Source organism: Dehalococcoidales bacterium (assembly GCA_041656115.1).
Taxonomy (GTDB): domain Bacteria; phylum Chloroflexota; class Dehalococcoidia; order Dehalococcoidales; family UBA5627; genus UBA5627.
On sequence record JBBAED010000007.1, the window covers coordinates 1 to 16,779 of the forward strand.

Sequence of the window (16,779 nt, forward strand, 5' to 3'; positions counted from 1 at the left end):
GGGCTCCCGGTCACTGATTTTGTTAAGCTCTAAGGGCAACATTATATTTTCGAGCACCGTAAGGGTCGGTATTAAATTAAAGAATTGGAAGACAAAACCGATGTTTTTACGGCGGAAAAGGGTTCTTTTTTGTTCGCTGAGGTTGGTGATATCAATTCCGTCGATAATAATTTTACCGCTGTCCAATTTATCGATTCCGCTGATAACGTTTAACAGGGTTGATTTTCCCGAGCCGCTGCGCCCTAAAAGCGCCACGCATTCGCCTTTGGCAAAATCGGCGGTAATGGATGTAAGCACGGGGTGAACGGTAAGCCCCCCGAAATAACTTTTACTGGCCTCTTGCAGAGAAATTAGCGGAGGTGTTTCCGTTTTTTTATTCATAACTTACTTCCTGTAATATTTTACTTCGGTCGGAATTAACAGCAATAAAACAAATATTGCCATATCATTGTAATTTGAATACGTTTTTCTTTCAACAACAAAGCATAATAATGTATAATCAAAGTGATATTGACAGGTCTTTTACGGCATGACCGTTGTGTGGTTTTATCGGAGGAGCTACAAGATGGTAGAGCGCGAAGTAGAATTTGAGGTCGCTGATGTTAATTTCTCCGCTACCGTTGCTTTACCGCAATCGGAAGGCAATTTCCCGGGTGTGGTTTTGATTCCCGGTTCCGGTCAGGTGGACAGGGATGAAAACGCCAAAGGATATCCGATAAATGCCTTTAAAGAAATTGCCCATTTTCTGGCGGAAAACAATATAGCCAGTTTGCGATACGATAAAAGGGGGGTGGGGAAGAGTGAGGGGGATTACTGGGGAACCGGATTCTACGATAATATTGCCGATGTTTCTGCAATTCTTTCATATTTCAGGGATTATAAGAGAATTAATTCCTCCAAATTATTTTTACTGGGGCACAGCGAGGGAGCAATTATCTCATCAAGGATGGCAGGAACCGGAACCGACGTTGCGGGGATAATTCTGCTTGCCGGAAGCTGCCAAAAGGGTGAAGATTTACTGAAGTGGCAGTCCCGGCAAATAGTAAAGGGGCTGAAAGGCTTTAACGCTTGGTTAATTAAGACCTTTCGCATTGATGTTGCCAAGGCGCAGCAGAAACAAATTGATATAATCAAAAAATCAACCAAAGACAGTTTTAGGATTCAGTTGATAAACAAAATAAATGCCAAATGGATGCGGGAGTTTTTGGAATACAACCCTGCCGATGACTTCCCAAATATCAAATGCCCCATACTGGCAATAACAGGTGAAAAAGATATACAAGTTGACCCCGCGGATTTGGAAAAGATGGCAAAACTGGCAACAACCGATTTTGAAAGCCATATCCTGCCCGATATTACCCATTTATTAAGAGCGGAAAAGGGCGAACCATCGATAGCTGCCTATAAAAAACAGCTGTCTATGCCTGTTGATAAAGAGATATTAGATTTAATTCTCGATTGGTTAAAAAAGAGGGTTTAAGCTGTAATTATTGCGGAGTAACGAATTTGCTGATTGAATTGAGAGTAAAAGATTTCGGAATTATTGAAGATATAAGCTGGAATCTGAGCGAGGGGCTAAATGTTATCACCGGCGAAACCGGTGCCGGCAAATCGCTGGTAATCGATGCCGTAGAGGCGTTACTTTCAGGGAAAATCGAAGAAGAAAATATCCGCTACGGCTCCGAAACCACTTTTATTGAAGGCCTTTTTGCTCTGCCCGCCAAACAATCCTCGCTTGAGGGTTTAAAGACCTTACTTACCGAAAACGGTCTGTCTGCCGACGATGATATGCTCGTAATCAGCTGCGAGCTTAAACGGCAGGGGCGCAGCGTAATTCGTATCAACCGCCGTGCCGTCCCGCGCAGTCTTTTGGCTCAGGTGGGGGCTTTTTTAATTGATATCCACGGTCAAAGCGATCATTTGTCGCTCCTTAATACCGATTACCATATCGATTTTCTGGACGGTTACGCCCATGCGCTTGATTTAAGAAGCAAATACTTTGCGCTGTTTAGCGAGCTTTCACAGGTGGAGTCGGAGCTGAATTTATTGGCAAAAGCCGATAGGGATACCCTGGCTCAGGAAGAACTGCTGCATTTTCAGGCCGATGAAATCCAAAAAGCGAAATTAAAGGAAGGCGAAGACACCGAGCTTGAGCAAGAACTTAAAATTATTTCCTCTGCCGAACAGTTAAAAGCATCCACCCGTGAGGTTTATGCGATGCTTAACGGCGATGATTCCGCGTCGGATTTGGCGGTACTGGATTCCTTAAACAACGCCATCGGTATTATGAGTAGGTTAGTTGACCTTGACCCCGCATTAAAAACGGAACTGGAGATGCTTGAAAATGCCCTCCCCGAAGTGGAGGAGGCATCACGCGGTATTCGCAATTATTCGGACAATACGGAATTTGATGCGGAACGCCTTGCCGAAGTTGAAGAACGGATTGAACTTATCAGGAATCTTAAAAGAAAATACGGGTCAACTATTCCCGATATATTGCGTTACTTGCAGGAAACGGAGAAAAAACTGGGTAAAATTTCGAACTCCGCAGAGCGTATCGAAGAGCTTAAAAAGCAATCGGAAGCGCTCCGGCAAGAACTGGAAAAAGCGGCATTGGAATTATCTTCAATGCGCACCCAAGCGGCACAAGAACTGGCCGTGAAAGTTAACACCGAACTTGCCGATTTAAGAATGGAGCAGGTCAAATTTGAGGTTTCCGTTAAACAAAATAAAGCCTCGGAAAACGATAATTATAAGTTTACGCGCAGAGGCATTGATACTGTCGAGTTTATGGCTGCCACCAACCCCGGCGAGCCGGTAAAACCGCTGGCAAAAATTGCTTCTACCGGTGAAATATCGCGCTTTATGCTGGCATTAAAAAGCGCGTTTTCAACCACGGATGATATCCCTATTTTGGTTTTTGATGAAATTGATATTGGTGTCGGAGGGCGCTGCGGGGAAGTAATCGGTGAAAAATTATGGGCGCTTGCGCGCGGCAGGCAAGTTTTGTGTATCACCCACTTACCGCAAATTGCCGTTTTTGCCGATGTTCACCATACCATTCGCAAGAATACCGACGGTTTGCACACTTCAACCACGCTTGAAAGCCTCAAAGGTGAAGACTTAATCCGCGAGCTTACGGTGATGTTGGTCGGTTCCGACTATTCGGAGGCTTCGGTCAGGAGCGTTCAAGAATTACTGCAAAAAGCAGACGATTGGAAAAAAAGGCTCGGTTAGCTACTTATCTGAAACGGCTGTCTGACAACTCAATCAGCTTTTATTTTTGCAAATAATCCACCCATAAAGAGATAAATATCAGCGGCTGGTCTTCTTTTTTATAATCATACGTAAAAGGCAGATAATGATACGAGTCCGAATTTTCTCCAATACAGTAATACAGTTTTACCCTAAAATACCTATGTTATATATACTTTAACTGCAATAAAGTGTCAAACGTGTTACAATGTAATATACAGCAGAGTGTTACAAAAACAGCTTTCTTGCCTGCTTGCTGCTTGTTATTGGTTCAATCCTTTTGATTATCCGCTGTAAAAAAGCTTTTGTTCTCTGAATATCTGATTAAAATCTCTGTTCGGACGAACTACATCGATAGTAATAATGCTATTTAAATAACCTTTATTGGGGTCGTCGTTTGCTTTTTTAATTTTAAAAACCGAAATATGGTATTTATTGTATTCCATCGGATATTTAAAGAAACAAACCGACAAAAAATAAAAAAGGAGGTAATGTATGGTACAAATTTATTTTGTTAGTCCATATAAGCCAATAATGTGCGGCATTGCCGATTACACCGAATATGTCATAAAAGAATTACCGGACAGTAACCGGGGGGTGTTATCTTTTGATTTAAAAAAGCTTAACTCACCATTGTTACTTAACCGAACGGAAAATAATGATTGCGTTTGGTACGGTATTCCCGGCGCGCAAAATATAAGTGCTTCCACGCTGATAAAGGGTTTACAGGCGCTTCAATATCAGCCGGATAAATCCGTTTTATGGTTCCAGCATGAATTTGGGATATGGCCTGACAGCAAGAGGCTCATAAATACCTTAAAAAAGATTGATATCCCCAAAATAATTACGTTTCATACGATTCATTTCCAAAGCAAGGAAACAGTGTCGGGAATGCGTAAAAAACAATACAAATTCTTAAAAGAAATACTCCCGTTGGTCGATGCCGTAACGGTTTTTAGCCGAGGTGCGTTTGAAGCGGTGGTTTTCGCGTTCCCCGATTATGCTGACAAGGTGCATATACTGAAACACGGTATTCACTTATACCCCGGAATTAACCAAATGAGTACCGCGGAGGCAAAAAATCGGTTTAAAGATTACATTATTCATGATTTGGTTGCTGATATGGGGGTTAAAAAACGCCTTCTGCGTGAACGTGTTTTCCATGAAGACGGTCCGATAGTGATCGGACAAGCGGGATTTTTGGGGAAACACAAGGGATCCGAAACTCTTTTTTCTTTCCGAGATAAACTGCAAAATACCGTGCCGAAACAGAGGATAGTCGGCGTTCGTATGGGAGGCTTGAGAGATAAAAGACAAAAACAACATGTTGAGAAGCTCAGAGCATCTCATAGCGGTAAGAATAAATTTATTGTTGAAGCTTGGTTACCGCCGAACATTCTACCGTTGGCGCAACGTGCGTTCGATATTAATTTTTACTGGCCGGAGCACTGCACTCAAAGCGGGGTGGCGGCGCATGCCCTGGGGGCGGGGGCGCTAATGGTGGGGCGTGATTTGGAAGGATTTGGTGAGGTTTTAAAGCAAGCCGGAGGTATAGTAGGGCAAGATTTATCATCCGTTACGGAAAGAAGCAGAGAATTATTGCTGCAACCGGCATTAAAAGAAGAAATGGCTGAAACTTCACTAAGCTATGCTCAAACGTACTCTTGGAAAAAGCAAGCCAAAAAACATCTGCAAATTGCCGCTAAAGCATTGTCAGCATATAAACCGCTGAAAAAACAGCGCGTGTTTGACCAAGTATTATCCGCGTTTAAAAACGGGCTGTAAGGCTTATATCGGCGGATAGGGCTGCGGTTTGTTTAAATATGAAAATCGCAGCTCTTCATTTACTATAATATTGCAACAAGTAGTCTGTTTTCGTTTTAAAACCTCAGAAAAATTGACAAGGCGTTATCCTAGATTCTATCATCTGCGGGTATCTAACCAAGTAAAATTAATGAAACAAGGTGTATTGAAAGTGACTGAAAAGCAAAAACCATCGGCAGTTTTATGTGTCGGAGGCAGCCCCAGGGCAGGCGGGAACTCCGATATCCTGATTCAGCACTTTCTTACCGGTATTCGCTTAGGCGGGTCGGTTGCGGAAACGGTGCAGTTAAGGGATTATAACTTTCAATCGTGTACCGGTTGTGAACAATGCCGCAAGGATAAAACTTGCACCGGTCTTTCGGATGATATGGGGCTTATTTATCCCAAGTTTGAATCCGCAAAAAGTTTGGTTTTAGTTTCTCCGGTGCACAACTATAATATAACCGCCATAATGAAAGCGTTTATTGACCGCTTGTATTGTTATTACGACTTTGCGGCTAAAAGGCCGGGCGAATGGTCCACTCGACTGCAAGGCCAAGGCAGGAAGGCCGTAATTGCCGTTGTGGCGGAGCAAAAAACATTTAAAGACAGCGGGGTAGATCCGGCTTTGCAAGCGCTGAGGCTTCCCTTTGAAGCCTTGGGATATGAAATTGTCGCAGAACTGCCGGTTACAGGGGTCTTTCATAAGGGCAGAATCCGTAATTACCCCGAAATCCTCGAAAAGGCCCGCCAAATCGGTATAGAACTTACCTCTTCGGTTTGAACTAAGGTTGTTTCTTTTAGGTTTACTCCTCTTTATTAAGTCCGCGGCCACTCATATGTTTTACATAATATCACAAATTATAGTTCATTTTTAATCGTAAAACCTTAAAAAGGGTTGACAATGCATTGTCGGCGGGTCTATCATAAGGACCAATTAAGGGGGAAAGTATAACAAAAATTATATTTAAAACTTAATAATTGTATTTTTAATCTTTTTTAACTTCTTTTTTCCGAAATAAACTCGGTGTCCGTTCAATATTCCATCCGATATTAAGGGTGGTGATTCAAAGCGATTTTTCGTTCACTGTTTCTGATTTCAATGGTTTTAAAGCCGGTCTTTTTGCCGTGATGGGGTTTTTTGCAGTATTCCGAGTAGTTTTTAAAGGGTATGTGTATTATGACTGCAAAAATAAAAGCCAAAAATTTGGTCAAAATTTACGGGGATAAAACCGATAAGGCATTGGAATTACATAACCAAGGCCTCTCGCGGAGCGAAATTATTCAAAAAACCGGTTTGACCGTTGGGGTCGCCGGAGCAAATTTTGAAATTGCCGAAGGTGAAATCTTTGTTCTTATAGGCCTTTCCGGCAGCGGAAAATCCACACTGTTGCGTTGTATCAACGGCCTGCTTATGCCAACATCCGGTTCTCTTTTGGTAGACGGCAGGGCGGTGGATAAAATGAAGCCCGAAGAGTTACGCAGGCTTCGCGGTGAAAGAATAAGCATGGTTTTTCAACATTTTGCTCTTTTGCCGAATCGTACCATTACCGATAATGTCGCTTTTGGGCTTGAATTAAGAGGCGTTTCCCCGGAAGAAAGACATAAAAGGGCTCGGGAGGCATTGGCTGTGGTTGGATTGGAAGATTGGAAAGATAAATTCCCCGACGAGCTTAGCGGCGGTATGAAACAGAGGGTGGGGCTGGCACGGGCGCTGGTGATGGATGCCGATATCTTGCTAATGGATGAACCGTTTAGCGCATTGGATGCCCTTATCCGCGCCGAAATGCAAGAGGAATTAATTACTCTGCAAAAAGAAATCAAAAAAACCGTCGTTTTTGTTACCCACGATTTGGATGAAGCGTTAAGACTGGGTGACAGAATTGCGATTATGCGGGAAGGTGTAATTGAACAAATCGGGACAGCAGACGAAATACTTTCGGAGCCGGCCAACGAATACGTTGAAAAATTCTTACAAGGAATTGACGTTTCAAAAATACTTGATGCCAACAGTATTTCCGGCTGGCCTCGAGAAATAATTCGCAAAAGCGAAAGCGTTTCGGTGGCTTTGCATAAAATGAAGAAGGCCGACAAAGAATACCTTTTTGTATTGGGTCCCCGAAATAAACTGATGGGAATAATCTTACGTGACGATATTTTAAGGCTCTCCAAAGCAAAAAAGATTAACTTTGAGGAAGTGATTAAAGAAGCCAGCACGGTATTATCCGATACAATTATGAGAGATGTATATCACGATTTGCGTAATGCCGAACAAGATTTAGCGGTTGTTGATGAAAACGGTCGGTTTTTGGGCGTTATTACCCACAATATACTGCTGATGACCTTGGATGAGCGGAAGGGAGGTAACGGAATTGCCGAGTCTTGAGTTACCTAAATTGCCGTTAGGTGATGCTATCGAGTGGCTTGTCAGATGGATTATCAAAAATCTGGGCGTAATTTTCGATTTGATGAGGGTAGTGCTGGATGCCATTACCGGTGTTTTAAGTTCAGGCTTATTATGGGTCTATCCTTTACTGCTTATTATCATATTCTCCTTACTTACTTGGCTGTTTACCAACAAATTAACCGCCGTTTTTAGTTTAATCGGTTTGTTACTGGTGTGGAATATGGGGCTTTGGCCGCAAATGATCAACACTTTGGTTCTTGTGGTTGTTGCCGTTGTGATTGCGCTGTTTATCGGTATCCCCACTGGAATAATGATGACACGCAGCCGTAGACTTGAAGGGACAATGACCCCGATTCTTGATTTTATGCAGACTATGCCCGCATTTGTTTATCTTATTCCGGCGGTGATGTTATTTGGTATCGGGGTGGTTCCCGGTCTTTTTGCTACGGTTATATTTGCCGTGCCGCCGCCTGTGCGGCTAACTTATCTTGGCATAACACAGGTACCGGAAGAAACAAAGGAAATGGCAATTTCATTTGGCGCTACCGATCGGCAGGTGCTAACAAAGGTTGAATTACCGCTTTCGCTGCCCAGTATTATGGCAGGCGTTAACCAGTGCATCATGCTCGGTATTTCAATGGTGGTTATCGCTTCGATGATTGGCGCCGAAGGGCTTGGTGCAGTGGTAATGCGTTCGGTTAGCCGGCTTGATTTGGCACTCGGTTTTGAAAGCGGGCTTGCCATTGTGGTTTTAGCAATGGTTCTTGACAGGGTTAGCCGCAATATCGGCTCGGGTAAGCCCACTCCTTTATCCGCAATAATTGAAAGATATAAAGACCGCAAAAAGGGTCAGAAGGAAATAGAGCAATCGGCTGAAGAAGCTTAATTAAATGATTGCATAGAAAGGAGGGGATGACGAATAGATAAAGTTTCCGTAAGGATAACCTAAAACTATTAGAAAGAGGAGGACAACATGTTCAAAAAAATCGGTTATTTAATGGCAGCAATGTTTGTTGCCTTGTTTTTATCGGCCGGAATGTTAGTCGGCTGTGATTCAGATTCAAAAACTATCAAAATCCCCTATGTTCAATGGGCTTGTGCCGAAGCTGAAGCCCATCTGGCTCAAGTAATTTTAGAAGAAATGGGCTACAAAGTGGAACTCAGTGTCGTCCAAGCCGGCGTGATGTGGACATCAATTGATACGGGCGATGCGGACGTAATTACAACCGCCTGGCTCCCTTTTACCCATGCCTCTTATTGGGAAAAGTACGGTGATAATTTAGAAAAGCTTGGAGTTTTATTCGATCAGGCCGTACTGGCTTTGGTGGTACCGTCTTATGTAGATATCGATTCAATTGCCGAACTGAAAGATCATAAAGATCAGTTTCAGGGGCGCATTGTCGGAATTGACCCCGGCGCCGGCTTAATGGAAGCAACGCGCAATGCCGTTATGCCGACTTACGGGCTCGAAGATTGGAATCTTATTGAATCCAGCGAAGCGGGAATGATTTCCGAACTCGAACGTGCGATAAATAAAGGAGACTGGGTGGTTGTAACCGGCTGGGCTCCGCATTGGAAGTTCTTTGCTTATGATTTGAAAATGCTTGAAGACCCCGAACTTGCTTTGGGCAGTAACGAAGACATCGCTATTATTGCCAGAAACGGATTTAGTGCGGATTTCCCCGATGCGGCGGCATTTTTATCTAATTGGCATATTACCGCAGATCAGCTTGGCGAAGTCATGTACATGATCAATATCGAAAAGATGGATCCTGCGGAAGCTGCAAGTATTTGGGTTGAAGACAACCGTGCCGTTGTTGATAGCTGGTTACCGTAGAGTTGTTATTATTTTAGAGAGTGATTTTAAGAGGGAGAGCTTAGAGCTCTCCCTCTCTTATTTTAATTTTTCATAAGGCTTTTTGGCGATATCGTTTCTCTATTTGCCAAAGCAGACTGAATCGGATTTTGTAAGCTTTTTATCCGGGAAATTCCGACCCATCAATAATCGGAAATACTTTCTAACGGTATTATAAATTCACTAGTCTTACAGTGAACGTCCTAACTCTTTTTTCGATTTTGTTGTTTAATTGCTTCTGTTAGAGCCAGTAATCCCTTCATAATTTCGAGTGGGGTGGGGGGATTACCGGGGATTTTAATATCAACCGGCAGTATTTTATCGGCACCGCCAAGAACGGCATAGCTGTCTTTATAAATACCGCCGTCGCAAGCATCATCCCCGACGGCGATTACAAAGCCGGGTTGCGGCATGGCATTGTAGGTCTTTTTTACGGCCTGTGCCATGTTGTGTGTAACCGCTCCGGTAATTACAATTACATCAGCATGCCTGGGAGAGGCAACAAAAGATATTCCGAAGCGTTCAATATCATAATGGGGTGTTCCAAGGTTATTTAATTCGATTTCGGCGGCATTGTCGCTGCCCGAATCAAGCTCACGGATAGCAAGGCTCCGCCCAAAAATGGAATCTATATTTTCTTTAAGCTCAAACCCCGTTTTTTCAAAATCGATTTGTTCCGGGCTGATATCTTCCGCTACTTTGCGTCCGAAAAAGTTTTTAACAATATTTAATGTCATGTTCGATTACCTTTTATAAATCGTTTCCGGCATAAGATAAATTCATGCTCTTATTGATTACCGGGAAATCGGGAACGATATCTCCGATTACGGCATGCTCAATCGCCCACCAGTTGCAAAAAGAGGCGGTGGAAACCTTGTAACGGTTGATAACACCGTTTCTGATATTTACCCAGTGTAAGTTTTGACCTCTGGCAGCTTCTACGGCAGTTAGAGAAAAACCGTCTTTGTTGGAACATCTTTCCCGGATGGGGCCTTCGTTTAAATTATCCAATACGTTATTGATAATATTTAAAGAACTTTTGATTTCATCGGCTTTAACCGTAAACCGGGCCAGCACATCCCCTTCTCTTTTCGAAGGTATTTCAATTTTTACTTTGGCGTAGTTGGCGTAAGGGTGATTGCGCCGCGTATCGATGGCGGCATCCGAGGCGCGGGCTATCGGTCCGCTTAAGTTAAGAGAGTTTACCAGTTCGTGCTTAACAACGCCGGTTGTATCAAAGCGATCAATTACCCATGATGAATCATAGGCTGTTTTGAGAGCTTCATTAAAATCTTTTCTGAATTTAACCAGAAATTTCTTAAAGTTGTTTAGCTTGGCGCTCTCAATATCTTTTTTAAGCCCGCCGGGGATAATAAACCCTTTCAAAAAACGCGAACCGGTCATTAACGAATTATAACGCAGTATTTGCTCCCTTAGAATAAAAAGCAGGTTGGCGCCAACCGGATAAGCCACATCAACCTGCATTCCGGCCATGTCTCCGAGGTGGGAATAAATGCGTTCCATTTCAAGCAGCATCATTCGCAGCCATACCGCCCTTTCGGGAATCACACATTCGTTGATTTTTTCTACAGACATTGCAAATGCGGTTGCGTTGGCGGCGCTTTCATCGCCGCTGATACTCTCGGCAATTGCCATGCAATCTGCCGGGTTTTTATTTTCAGCCAGTTTCTCAATCCCGCGATGTTTATAGAAATGGCGAATTTCCAAGTTGAAAATTGTTTCACCCATTGCCCCAAAACGAAAATGCCCCGGTTCGATAATGCCGGCGTGTACCGGCCCGACCGGAATTTGGTAAACACCTTCTCCGCTGACTTCTTTAAAGAGGTATTCTGTTCCTTTCGGCTCGTTATAATCAAGCTCAAGCGTTTGGTTTTCAAAAGATTTTAACAGCGGATGAAAACTGTCGGGATAAACTTCGTGCAGGAACAACCTTCTGGTATCAAAAGCCCCGTCGAATTCAATCCCGAATCCGTCTTTGATTTCACGTTCAAAATAGCAGGCAATCGGGAAATCCGATGCAATTGAAGTGGCGTGTTTATCCGGCAGATTGATTGCAAGGATTAAAAATTCATGCACGTTATGATTTTCAAAGGTATAAAAGAGGGTCAACCCGTTATGTTCATCAAAGTTTTCCGCCGCCCAAATTGCGGTAAGCCCCAATAATTGCTGGCTTTTAATAACTTGCATCGTTTCGTCAAACGACCCGGCATCCATAATAATGTAATCTTCGCCGGGTATAGCCTGCCTTAAAACGCACTTTACGTTGCGCGCTTCTAATGTTCTTTTTAATATTGTTCCCAGTGTATTCATATATTCTCTTTAAAAACCAAGAATTCCGCTGATATCCAACAGTATATTATTTAACCACGAAGGAATATACAAACCCATTGCGATAATCAGACAGATTGTTATTACTATCGGCACCTTCATATTGCTTGGAACTTGGTATGGTTGAATCTCCTCCTCCGTTTTTTGGTTGAAAGCCCTGATGAAAAAGAGCACAAATCCAACCGCAACCAACAGGAAGCATACCAATAAAACAACAAAAGCCGGGAAAGAAGCCGAAACAAGAACACTTAAAATATTCCATTTGGCCAAAAATATGGGAAACAAAGGAGTGCCGATAATCGCAGCGCCTCCCAGTATTAAACCCCAGCTTGCCAGGGGCTGCAGTTGGAACGGTTTCTTAATCATATCAAATTTATTGCTTTTATACTGGCGGCGGAATATGCCGGCACAGAAAAAGAGCAGGGTTTTAACAAGCGAGTGGGTGAATTGAAAAAAGAGCATCCAAAACAGGGCCACCGGAGCCCCGATTCCAATTGATACAATCATAAAGCCCATGCTTTCGATACTTGAAAAGGCCAATAACTTTTTGGTGTTTGTGCGCGCAAGGATACTAAATGCAGCGATTATTACCGTAAGAAGCCCAATAACCAATAAAAAGTTCTTTAAAAATTCACCGGCGCCGGCTAAGTTGCCGATGGCATATAACCGCAGAATACCGTAAACGCCCAGGTTTAAGACTATCCCCGATACAGCGGCTACAATAGACGGAGCTCGAGCGTAGGCAATCGGAATCCATGTGTGGAACGGCACTAACCCTGATTTAGCGGCAAATCCGATAAATAAAAAGATAAAGGCAAAACTAAGAATTGAAGGATCAACGGAGTGTGCGATATCCATTAGGGTCGTCCAGTTTAGGCTGCCTCCGTCAATCACTTTTTGGCTTAGCGTAAACAGAATAATAATTCCGATAAATCCGAAAATCATCGCGGTAGAAGCTATAAAGATATATTTTAATGCGGCGAGGATATTCTCCCGGGCATTTAAAGTTACTATTAAAAAGGCGGTTATGATTGTACTTAACTCGATAAATATCCAAAGCAAAGCGATATTGTTGGACATAAAACCAAAAACAAGCAGCAGTTCAAGCAGGCAAAAGGCGGCATAGAAAAACTTTAAAACGATTGCATCGAGGTCTCCGGCTTTAATTAAACCGGAAACATAACCGCGTCCGTAGAGTGAAACAAGCAAAAAGACAATCGTTGTAATCAGTATTTCGTAACCGGAGAGCGCATCAATATAAAAATATTCGTTATCAAATAAAGTTATCGGAAGGTCGGCGGCAAAAATTAACCATAAACTTATCCCGAAATAAATTACAGTGTGGATAATTGTGAACAGGCTCAAAGAGCAGTTATCCGCTTGATCGGTTTGTTTGCTTTTCCAAAACGATAACAAGATACCGATTATTAACAGGGTCGGAGCGGCAAACAGAACCGGAATCCAGTTTTCCATCTAGTCCTCAAACTCCAATCCGAATTTAACCAGCCTGCGGTGGAAGGACTCAATGCTTGAATCAATCCCGAAAGCCATAACCGTCGAAATAAGAATAACTATAAAAAGGTCAATCATTACCAATAATTCAATTATAAAAGGCATTTCCGCCATAAAAAGACTAAATAAAAGAACGCCGTTTTCCATAGTCAGATACCCTGTAATTTTGGTGAGGATTTTTTTACGGCTGAAAATTATCATCATTCCCATCATTACCAGCGATACGCCGATAACTCCTCCAAGTAAAAACAGGGAATCTTCAAACAAGGTTGCGGCAAAGTTTTTAAAAACAAAATAGACCGTAAACATCAGTAAAGCACTGATTATTATCGAGCTTGCGGGGGTAAGGTAATAAAATTGAATATCCCTTTTGACTGCCATTTTTTTGAGGCTTTTATGCAAAAAGAGGGGGATAAAAACCGTTTTTACAATAAGGGTCAGCAAGGCTATAAAGAGCAGGTTGAGCGTTCCCGTATCGATAAATAAAACAACCGCCATTATTGCCAATATAAATGATTGGATGGCATAGATTTTGAAAAGAGAGGTGAGCGACCTCTGGGTAATAATTAATACTGCCGTTCCCAATACGAAAACGAACAACCCTCGAACTATATCATTAAAAATAAGTGTATCTATCATGTCAGCAACTCAAAAACTATAATAGCAAACGACAGGAAGAAAACGATCATAAAGAAATCGGGCAAACGGAAAAAACGAATCTTGGCAAAAGATGATTCAAATACCCCGATTAGCACCGACAATATTACTGCTTTTAATGTAAAAAGAGCTATTGATATCAATATTCCGATCGGTGTGATTTCTACGGCCAGCCCCCACGGGAAAATGATATTGATTAACAAAGCCATTAGTATTAATTGTTTAATACCGTAAGAAAGTTCGGTTAATGCCAATTTGGGGCCCGTTTGCTCCAGAATCATAGCTTCGTGAACCATTGTAAGTTCTAGGTGTGTTTCGGGGTTATCGACCGGCACCCTGGCGGTTTCCACAATCAATATAATAAATAAAGAGAAAGCAACCAATATTAACGTCGGATATTGGGCCACGGAATTATCAAGTACCGTTTCAAACATCAGCGGAATATCAGTGCTCTTTAAAATAAAAGCCATTGCGGCGCAGGCCATTAGCATCGAGGGTTCAATAATGGATGCAATTGTCATTTCGCGTGAACTTCCCATCCCGCCGAAAGCGCTGCCTGCATCAAGACCGCCGAGCGCCATAAAAAAGCGGGCGCATACCATCAGGTATAGGAATAAAATAATATTGCCGAAACCGCTTTCCTGTGCCGGAATAAATACAATCGGCACGGCTATCGATGCGACCAATAAAAAGGCGATATTCAGATAAGGGCTGATGCGCATAATAAAAGAAGACGTATCGGAATAGATAATTTCCTTCTTAAAAAGCTTAAACAATTGGAAGTACGTTTGTAGTAACGGCGTCCCCCGGCGCCCCTGGCACATTGCCTTCACCTTTTTAATAAGGCTCATAAATAAGGGTGCCAAAAGCAATACGAATGCGGTATTTAAAACGATGTATAAAATCATATTCCAGCTCATAGCCATACCCCCGCCGTGATAAGCACCAAAACAATTGCAACAAAGGCATAGACTATAAAGGTTTCCAGATCTTTATTATGCTTTTCCGAAATAAACGAGGCAATTCTCATTACAAAACGCGCAAACGGTAAATAAATGCGTTCTTCAAAAAATTGCAGGGTGCTGATATGCGCTTTTGTACTTTTTGTAATACTTTTTGCTTCATCAAAATATTCTTTGTCGTTCGTTTTTCTTGTGCGGAATATTAAGCGAAAAATGGTAACAATCGGCTCCGAAAAACCGGTGGCGGTATATTCCATCGCCTCAGTTTGTTTTCGAATGCCGCAAGCCCAAGTTTCTTCGATTCTTACCGGAACGCGGGCAAGTTTAAGGAACCCGATTAGTATCAGCGTAATTAAGAGTAAGAGAATACTTACCGGCAGCAGGTTAGGTATCGGGATATCAAAACCGATGCCTTGAATAATCTGGTAAGAAAATACCCCCAAAACAATACAAATAAATGCCAAAACAGCCGGTCCGCCCAGCATATTACGCGATACTTCGGTTGCTCTGCCGGCTTCCCTTGAGCGCGGTTTGGCTAAAAATACAATTCCGAAGGCCTTAACAAAACATGCGGCGGCCAGTGCGCTCATTAGTGCAAATGCAGCCAGCCCGACAACCATTGCAATTTCAACGACCGCATTATTTAATTCGAACGAACCGAGATACGCCTGGAAAATCATAACTTCGCTGGCAAACCCGTTCAAAGGCGGCAGGGCAGAGATGGCGCAAGCTCCAATCAGGAATAAAACAGCGGTAAACGGCATTGTTTTGGCGAGCCCGCCCATTTCCTCAATATTGCGTGTCCCCGTTGCCTGTACTACCGAGCCGGCGGTCATAAATAAAAGGCTTTTAAAAACGGCATGGTTAAATGTATGGAACAGGGCGCCGACCAGGCTTAAGTTGGCTTGTATTTCCAGCCCGTAGTAATTGAAAATGATATACATTCCCAACCCAAGGACAATAATTCCGATGTTTTCAATGCTGTGATACGCCAGCAGCGTTTTGAAATCATGCTCTTTGAGGGCATAAATAACACCCAATACCGCCGAAATTGTACCGAAGGCAAGGAGAATGAACCCCCACCACAAGTCCGGTTGCAGGACATCAAATGTAAAGCGGCATAATCCGTAAATAGCAACCTTAAGCATTACCCCCGACATTAGCGCCGAAATGTTTGAAGGGGCTGCGGAGTGGGCATACGGCAGCCATTTGTGGAACGGAATAAGCCCGGCTTTGGTTCCAAACCCGATAAAAAGCGCCGCAAAGGCAAGCCCTTTAGCGGCATCCGGTAAAACGGCGGCATTTTTAATATCAAAAGTCCCGCTGTATTTATAAATAACCAAAAAGGCGATAAATAAGAAAAGGGTGCTAAATTGGGTCATTACAAAATAAAAGATGCCGGCTTTTTGTGTTTCGGCTTTTTCTCTTTCGTGCATTACCAGAAAGAACGATGAAATCGACATTATCTCCCAAGAGAAAAGGAACCCGAACATGTTATCCGAAACCACGACCATAATCATGGCAAGGATAAAAAGAGGCAGCAGTGCGGCAAAGATTTGTCTTCTTTTACCGGTAGCCCCGTGCTCTATGTAACTGATTGTATAGATAACCGTGCAAAAACCGACGATTCCGATTAAGCCGGTAAACAAAGACGATAACTTGTCCAAATGAAAGCCGAAAGAGAGCCCTTCGGTAATCGAATAAAAGGTTCTGCCGCAATCAGTGTCGTTTAAAAAGCATAAAACGGAGGAAATTGTGATACAGATAAGCCCTGATAACAATATAAAAAAACCGATACGGCGGTTGTTCCTGCCCGATTTTTTAATTGTAACAAGCGAAAAAACGCAACACAAAAGTAAAATAGCGCATCCGCTTAAAAAAAGAGTTTCCATTAATTACGTTATTTGAACCAATCAAAGGGGGAGGACTAATCCTTGAGGTCTCCTTTAGTCATTCAATTACAAACTTCACGTCCTCGC

General features: G+C 42.7%; 14 protein-coding genes. 7 read left to right on the plus strand and 7 right to left on the minus strand.

Translation table 11 applies throughout. The features are described from left to right. Positions 1-381: ATP-binding cassette domain-containing protein (locus WC958_04945; GenBank protein MFA5629576.1), on the minus strand; the 381-nt coding region annotated here is incomplete at its 3' end. A 184-nt stretch (positions 382-565) separates the two neighbouring features. On the opposite strand from WC958_04945, the gene WC958_04950 reads away from it, so the two are divergent. The 7 genes from WC958_04950 (at position 566) to WC958_04980 (ending at position 9,302) form a co-directional block, all read left to right on the plus strand. After that, complete coding sequence (locus tag WC958_04950; GenBank protein ID MFA5629577.1) at positions 566-1,480, plus strand: alpha/beta fold hydrolase; 915 nt, start codon at positions 566-568, stop codon at positions 1,478-1,480. Positions 1,481-1,506: 26 nt separating this feature from the next. Then, a complete protein-coding gene (gene recN / locus WC958_04955) occupies positions 1,507-3,237 on the plus strand; it encodes a DNA repair protein RecN (GenBank protein MFA5629578.1) in 1,731 nt (576 codons plus the stop codon). Between the two features lie 513 nt (positions 3,238-3,750). Continuing rightward, the gene (locus WC958_04960; protein ID MFA5629579.1) at positions 3,751-5,040 is read left to right on the plus strand and encodes a hypothetical protein; all 1,290 of its coding nucleotides are present in this window, start codon (positions 3,751-3,753) and stop codon (positions 5,038-5,040) included. 190 nt (positions 5,041-5,230) lie between these two features. Further along, positions 5,231-5,842, plus strand: coding sequence for an NAD(P)H-dependent oxidoreductase (locus WC958_04965; protein ID MFA5629580.1), 612 nt, complete (start codon positions 5,231-5,233; stop codon positions 5,840-5,842). A 396-nt stretch (positions 5,843-6,238) separates the two neighbouring features. Continuing rightward, positions 6,239-7,444 (plus strand): glycine betaine/L-proline ABC transporter ATP-binding protein, encoded by a 1,206-nt coding sequence (locus tag WC958_04970; GenBank protein MFA5629581.1) that lies wholly within the window; start codon positions 6,239-6,241, stop codon positions 7,442-7,444. Beyond that, the gene (locus WC958_04975; protein MFA5629582.1) at positions 7,431-8,351 is read left to right on the plus strand and encodes an ABC transporter permease subunit; all 921 of its coding nucleotides are present in this window, start codon (positions 7,431-7,433) and stop codon (positions 8,349-8,351) included. The genes WC958_04970 and WC958_04975 overlap by 14 nt, the downstream gene beginning before the upstream one ends. 87 nt (positions 8,352-8,438) lie before the next feature. Continuing rightward, positions 8,439-9,302 (plus strand): glycine betaine ABC transporter substrate-binding protein, encoded by an 864-nt coding sequence (locus WC958_04980; GenBank protein MFA5629583.1) that lies wholly within the window; start codon positions 8,439-8,441, stop codon positions 9,300-9,302. Positions 9,303-9,523: 221 nt separating this feature from the next. Here WC958_04980 and WC958_04985 read toward each other — a convergent pair whose 3' ends face one another. Genes WC958_04985 through WC958_05010 form a run of 6 tightly spaced genes read right to left on the minus strand, consistent with a single transcriptional unit; the run spans position 9,524 to position 16,692 of the window. Then, positions 9,524-10,057: an NADH-quinone oxidoreductase subunit B family protein gene (locus WC958_04985; protein ID MFA5629584.1), complete on the minus strand. Its 534-nt coding sequence runs from the start codon at positions 10,055-10,057 to the stop codon at positions 9,524-9,526. Between the two features lie 13 nt (positions 10,058-10,070). Continuing rightward, entirely contained in the window at positions 10,071-11,651 is a 1,581-nt protein-coding gene (locus WC958_04990) for an NADH-quinone oxidoreductase subunit C (GenBank protein ID MFA5629585.1), read from the minus strand. A gap of 9 nt (positions 11,652-11,660) precedes the next feature. Further along, positions 11,661-13,142 carry a proton-conducting transporter membrane subunit gene (locus WC958_04995; GenBank protein MFA5629586.1) on the minus strand — a complete coding sequence of 494 codons (1,482 nt, stop codon included), beginning with the start codon at positions 13,140-13,142 and terminating at the stop codon, positions 11,661-11,663. Further along, a complete protein-coding gene (locus tag WC958_05000) occupies positions 13,143-13,820 on the minus strand; it encodes a hydrogenase subunit (protein ID MFA5629587.1) in 678 nt (225 codons plus the stop codon). It lies immediately after the preceding gene. Continuing rightward, positions 13,817-14,758: an NADH-quinone oxidoreductase subunit H gene (locus WC958_05005; protein ID MFA5629588.1), complete on the minus strand. Its 942-nt coding sequence runs from the start codon at positions 14,756-14,758 to the stop codon at positions 13,817-13,819. The genes WC958_05000 and WC958_05005 overlap by 4 nt, the downstream gene beginning before the upstream one ends. Further along, on the minus strand, positions 14,755-16,692 hold the full coding sequence (locus tag WC958_05010; protein MFA5629589.1) for a proton-conducting transporter membrane subunit: 1,938 nt from the start codon (positions 16,690-16,692) through the stop codon (positions 14,755-14,757). Before WC958_05010 ends, WC958_05005 begins: the two co-directional genes overlap by 4 nt. Between the last annotated feature and the right edge of the window lie 87 nt (positions 16,693-16,779).

What these genes read in the sequence shown, in the direction of transcription:
- WC958_04950 (MFA5629577.1), top strand. Translation starts at nt 566, where the DNA reads ATGGTAGAGCGCGAAGTAGAATTTGAGGTCGCTGATGTTAATTTCTCC.
- WC958_04960 (MFA5629579.1), top strand. Translation starts at nt 3,751, where the DNA reads ATGGTACAAATTTATTTTGTTAGTCCATATAAGCCAATAATGTGCGGC.
- WC958_04970 (MFA5629581.1), top strand. Translation starts at nt 6,239, where the DNA reads ATGACTGCAAAAATAAAAGCCAAAAATTTGGTCAAAATTTACGGGGAT.
- WC958_04980 (MFA5629583.1), top strand. Translation starts at nt 8,439, where the DNA reads ATGTTCAAAAAAATCGGTTATTTAATGGCAGCAATGTTTGTTGCCTTG.
- WC958_04985 (MFA5629584.1), bottom strand. Translation starts at nt 10,057, where the DNA reads ATGACATTAAATATTGTTAAAAACTTTTTCGGACGCAAAGTAGCGGAA.
- WC958_04990 (MFA5629585.1), bottom strand. Translation starts at nt 11,651, where the DNA reads ATGAATACACTGGGAACAATATTAAAAAGAACATTAGAAGCGCGCAAC.
- WC958_04995 (MFA5629586.1), bottom strand. Translation starts at nt 13,142, where the DNA reads ATGGAAAACTGGATTCCGGTTCTGTTTGCCGCTCCGACCCTGTTAATA.
- WC958_05000 (MFA5629587.1), bottom strand. Translation starts at nt 13,820, where the DNA reads ATGATAGATACACTTATTTTTAATGATATAGTTCGAGGGTTGTTCGTT.
- WC958_05005 (MFA5629588.1), bottom strand. Translation starts at nt 14,758, where the DNA reads ATGAGCTGGAATATGATTTTATACATCGTTTTAAATACCGCATTCGTA.
- WC958_05010 (MFA5629589.1), bottom strand. Translation starts at nt 16,692, where the DNA reads ATGGAAACTCTTTTTTTAAGCGGATGCGCTATTTTACTTTTGTGTTGC.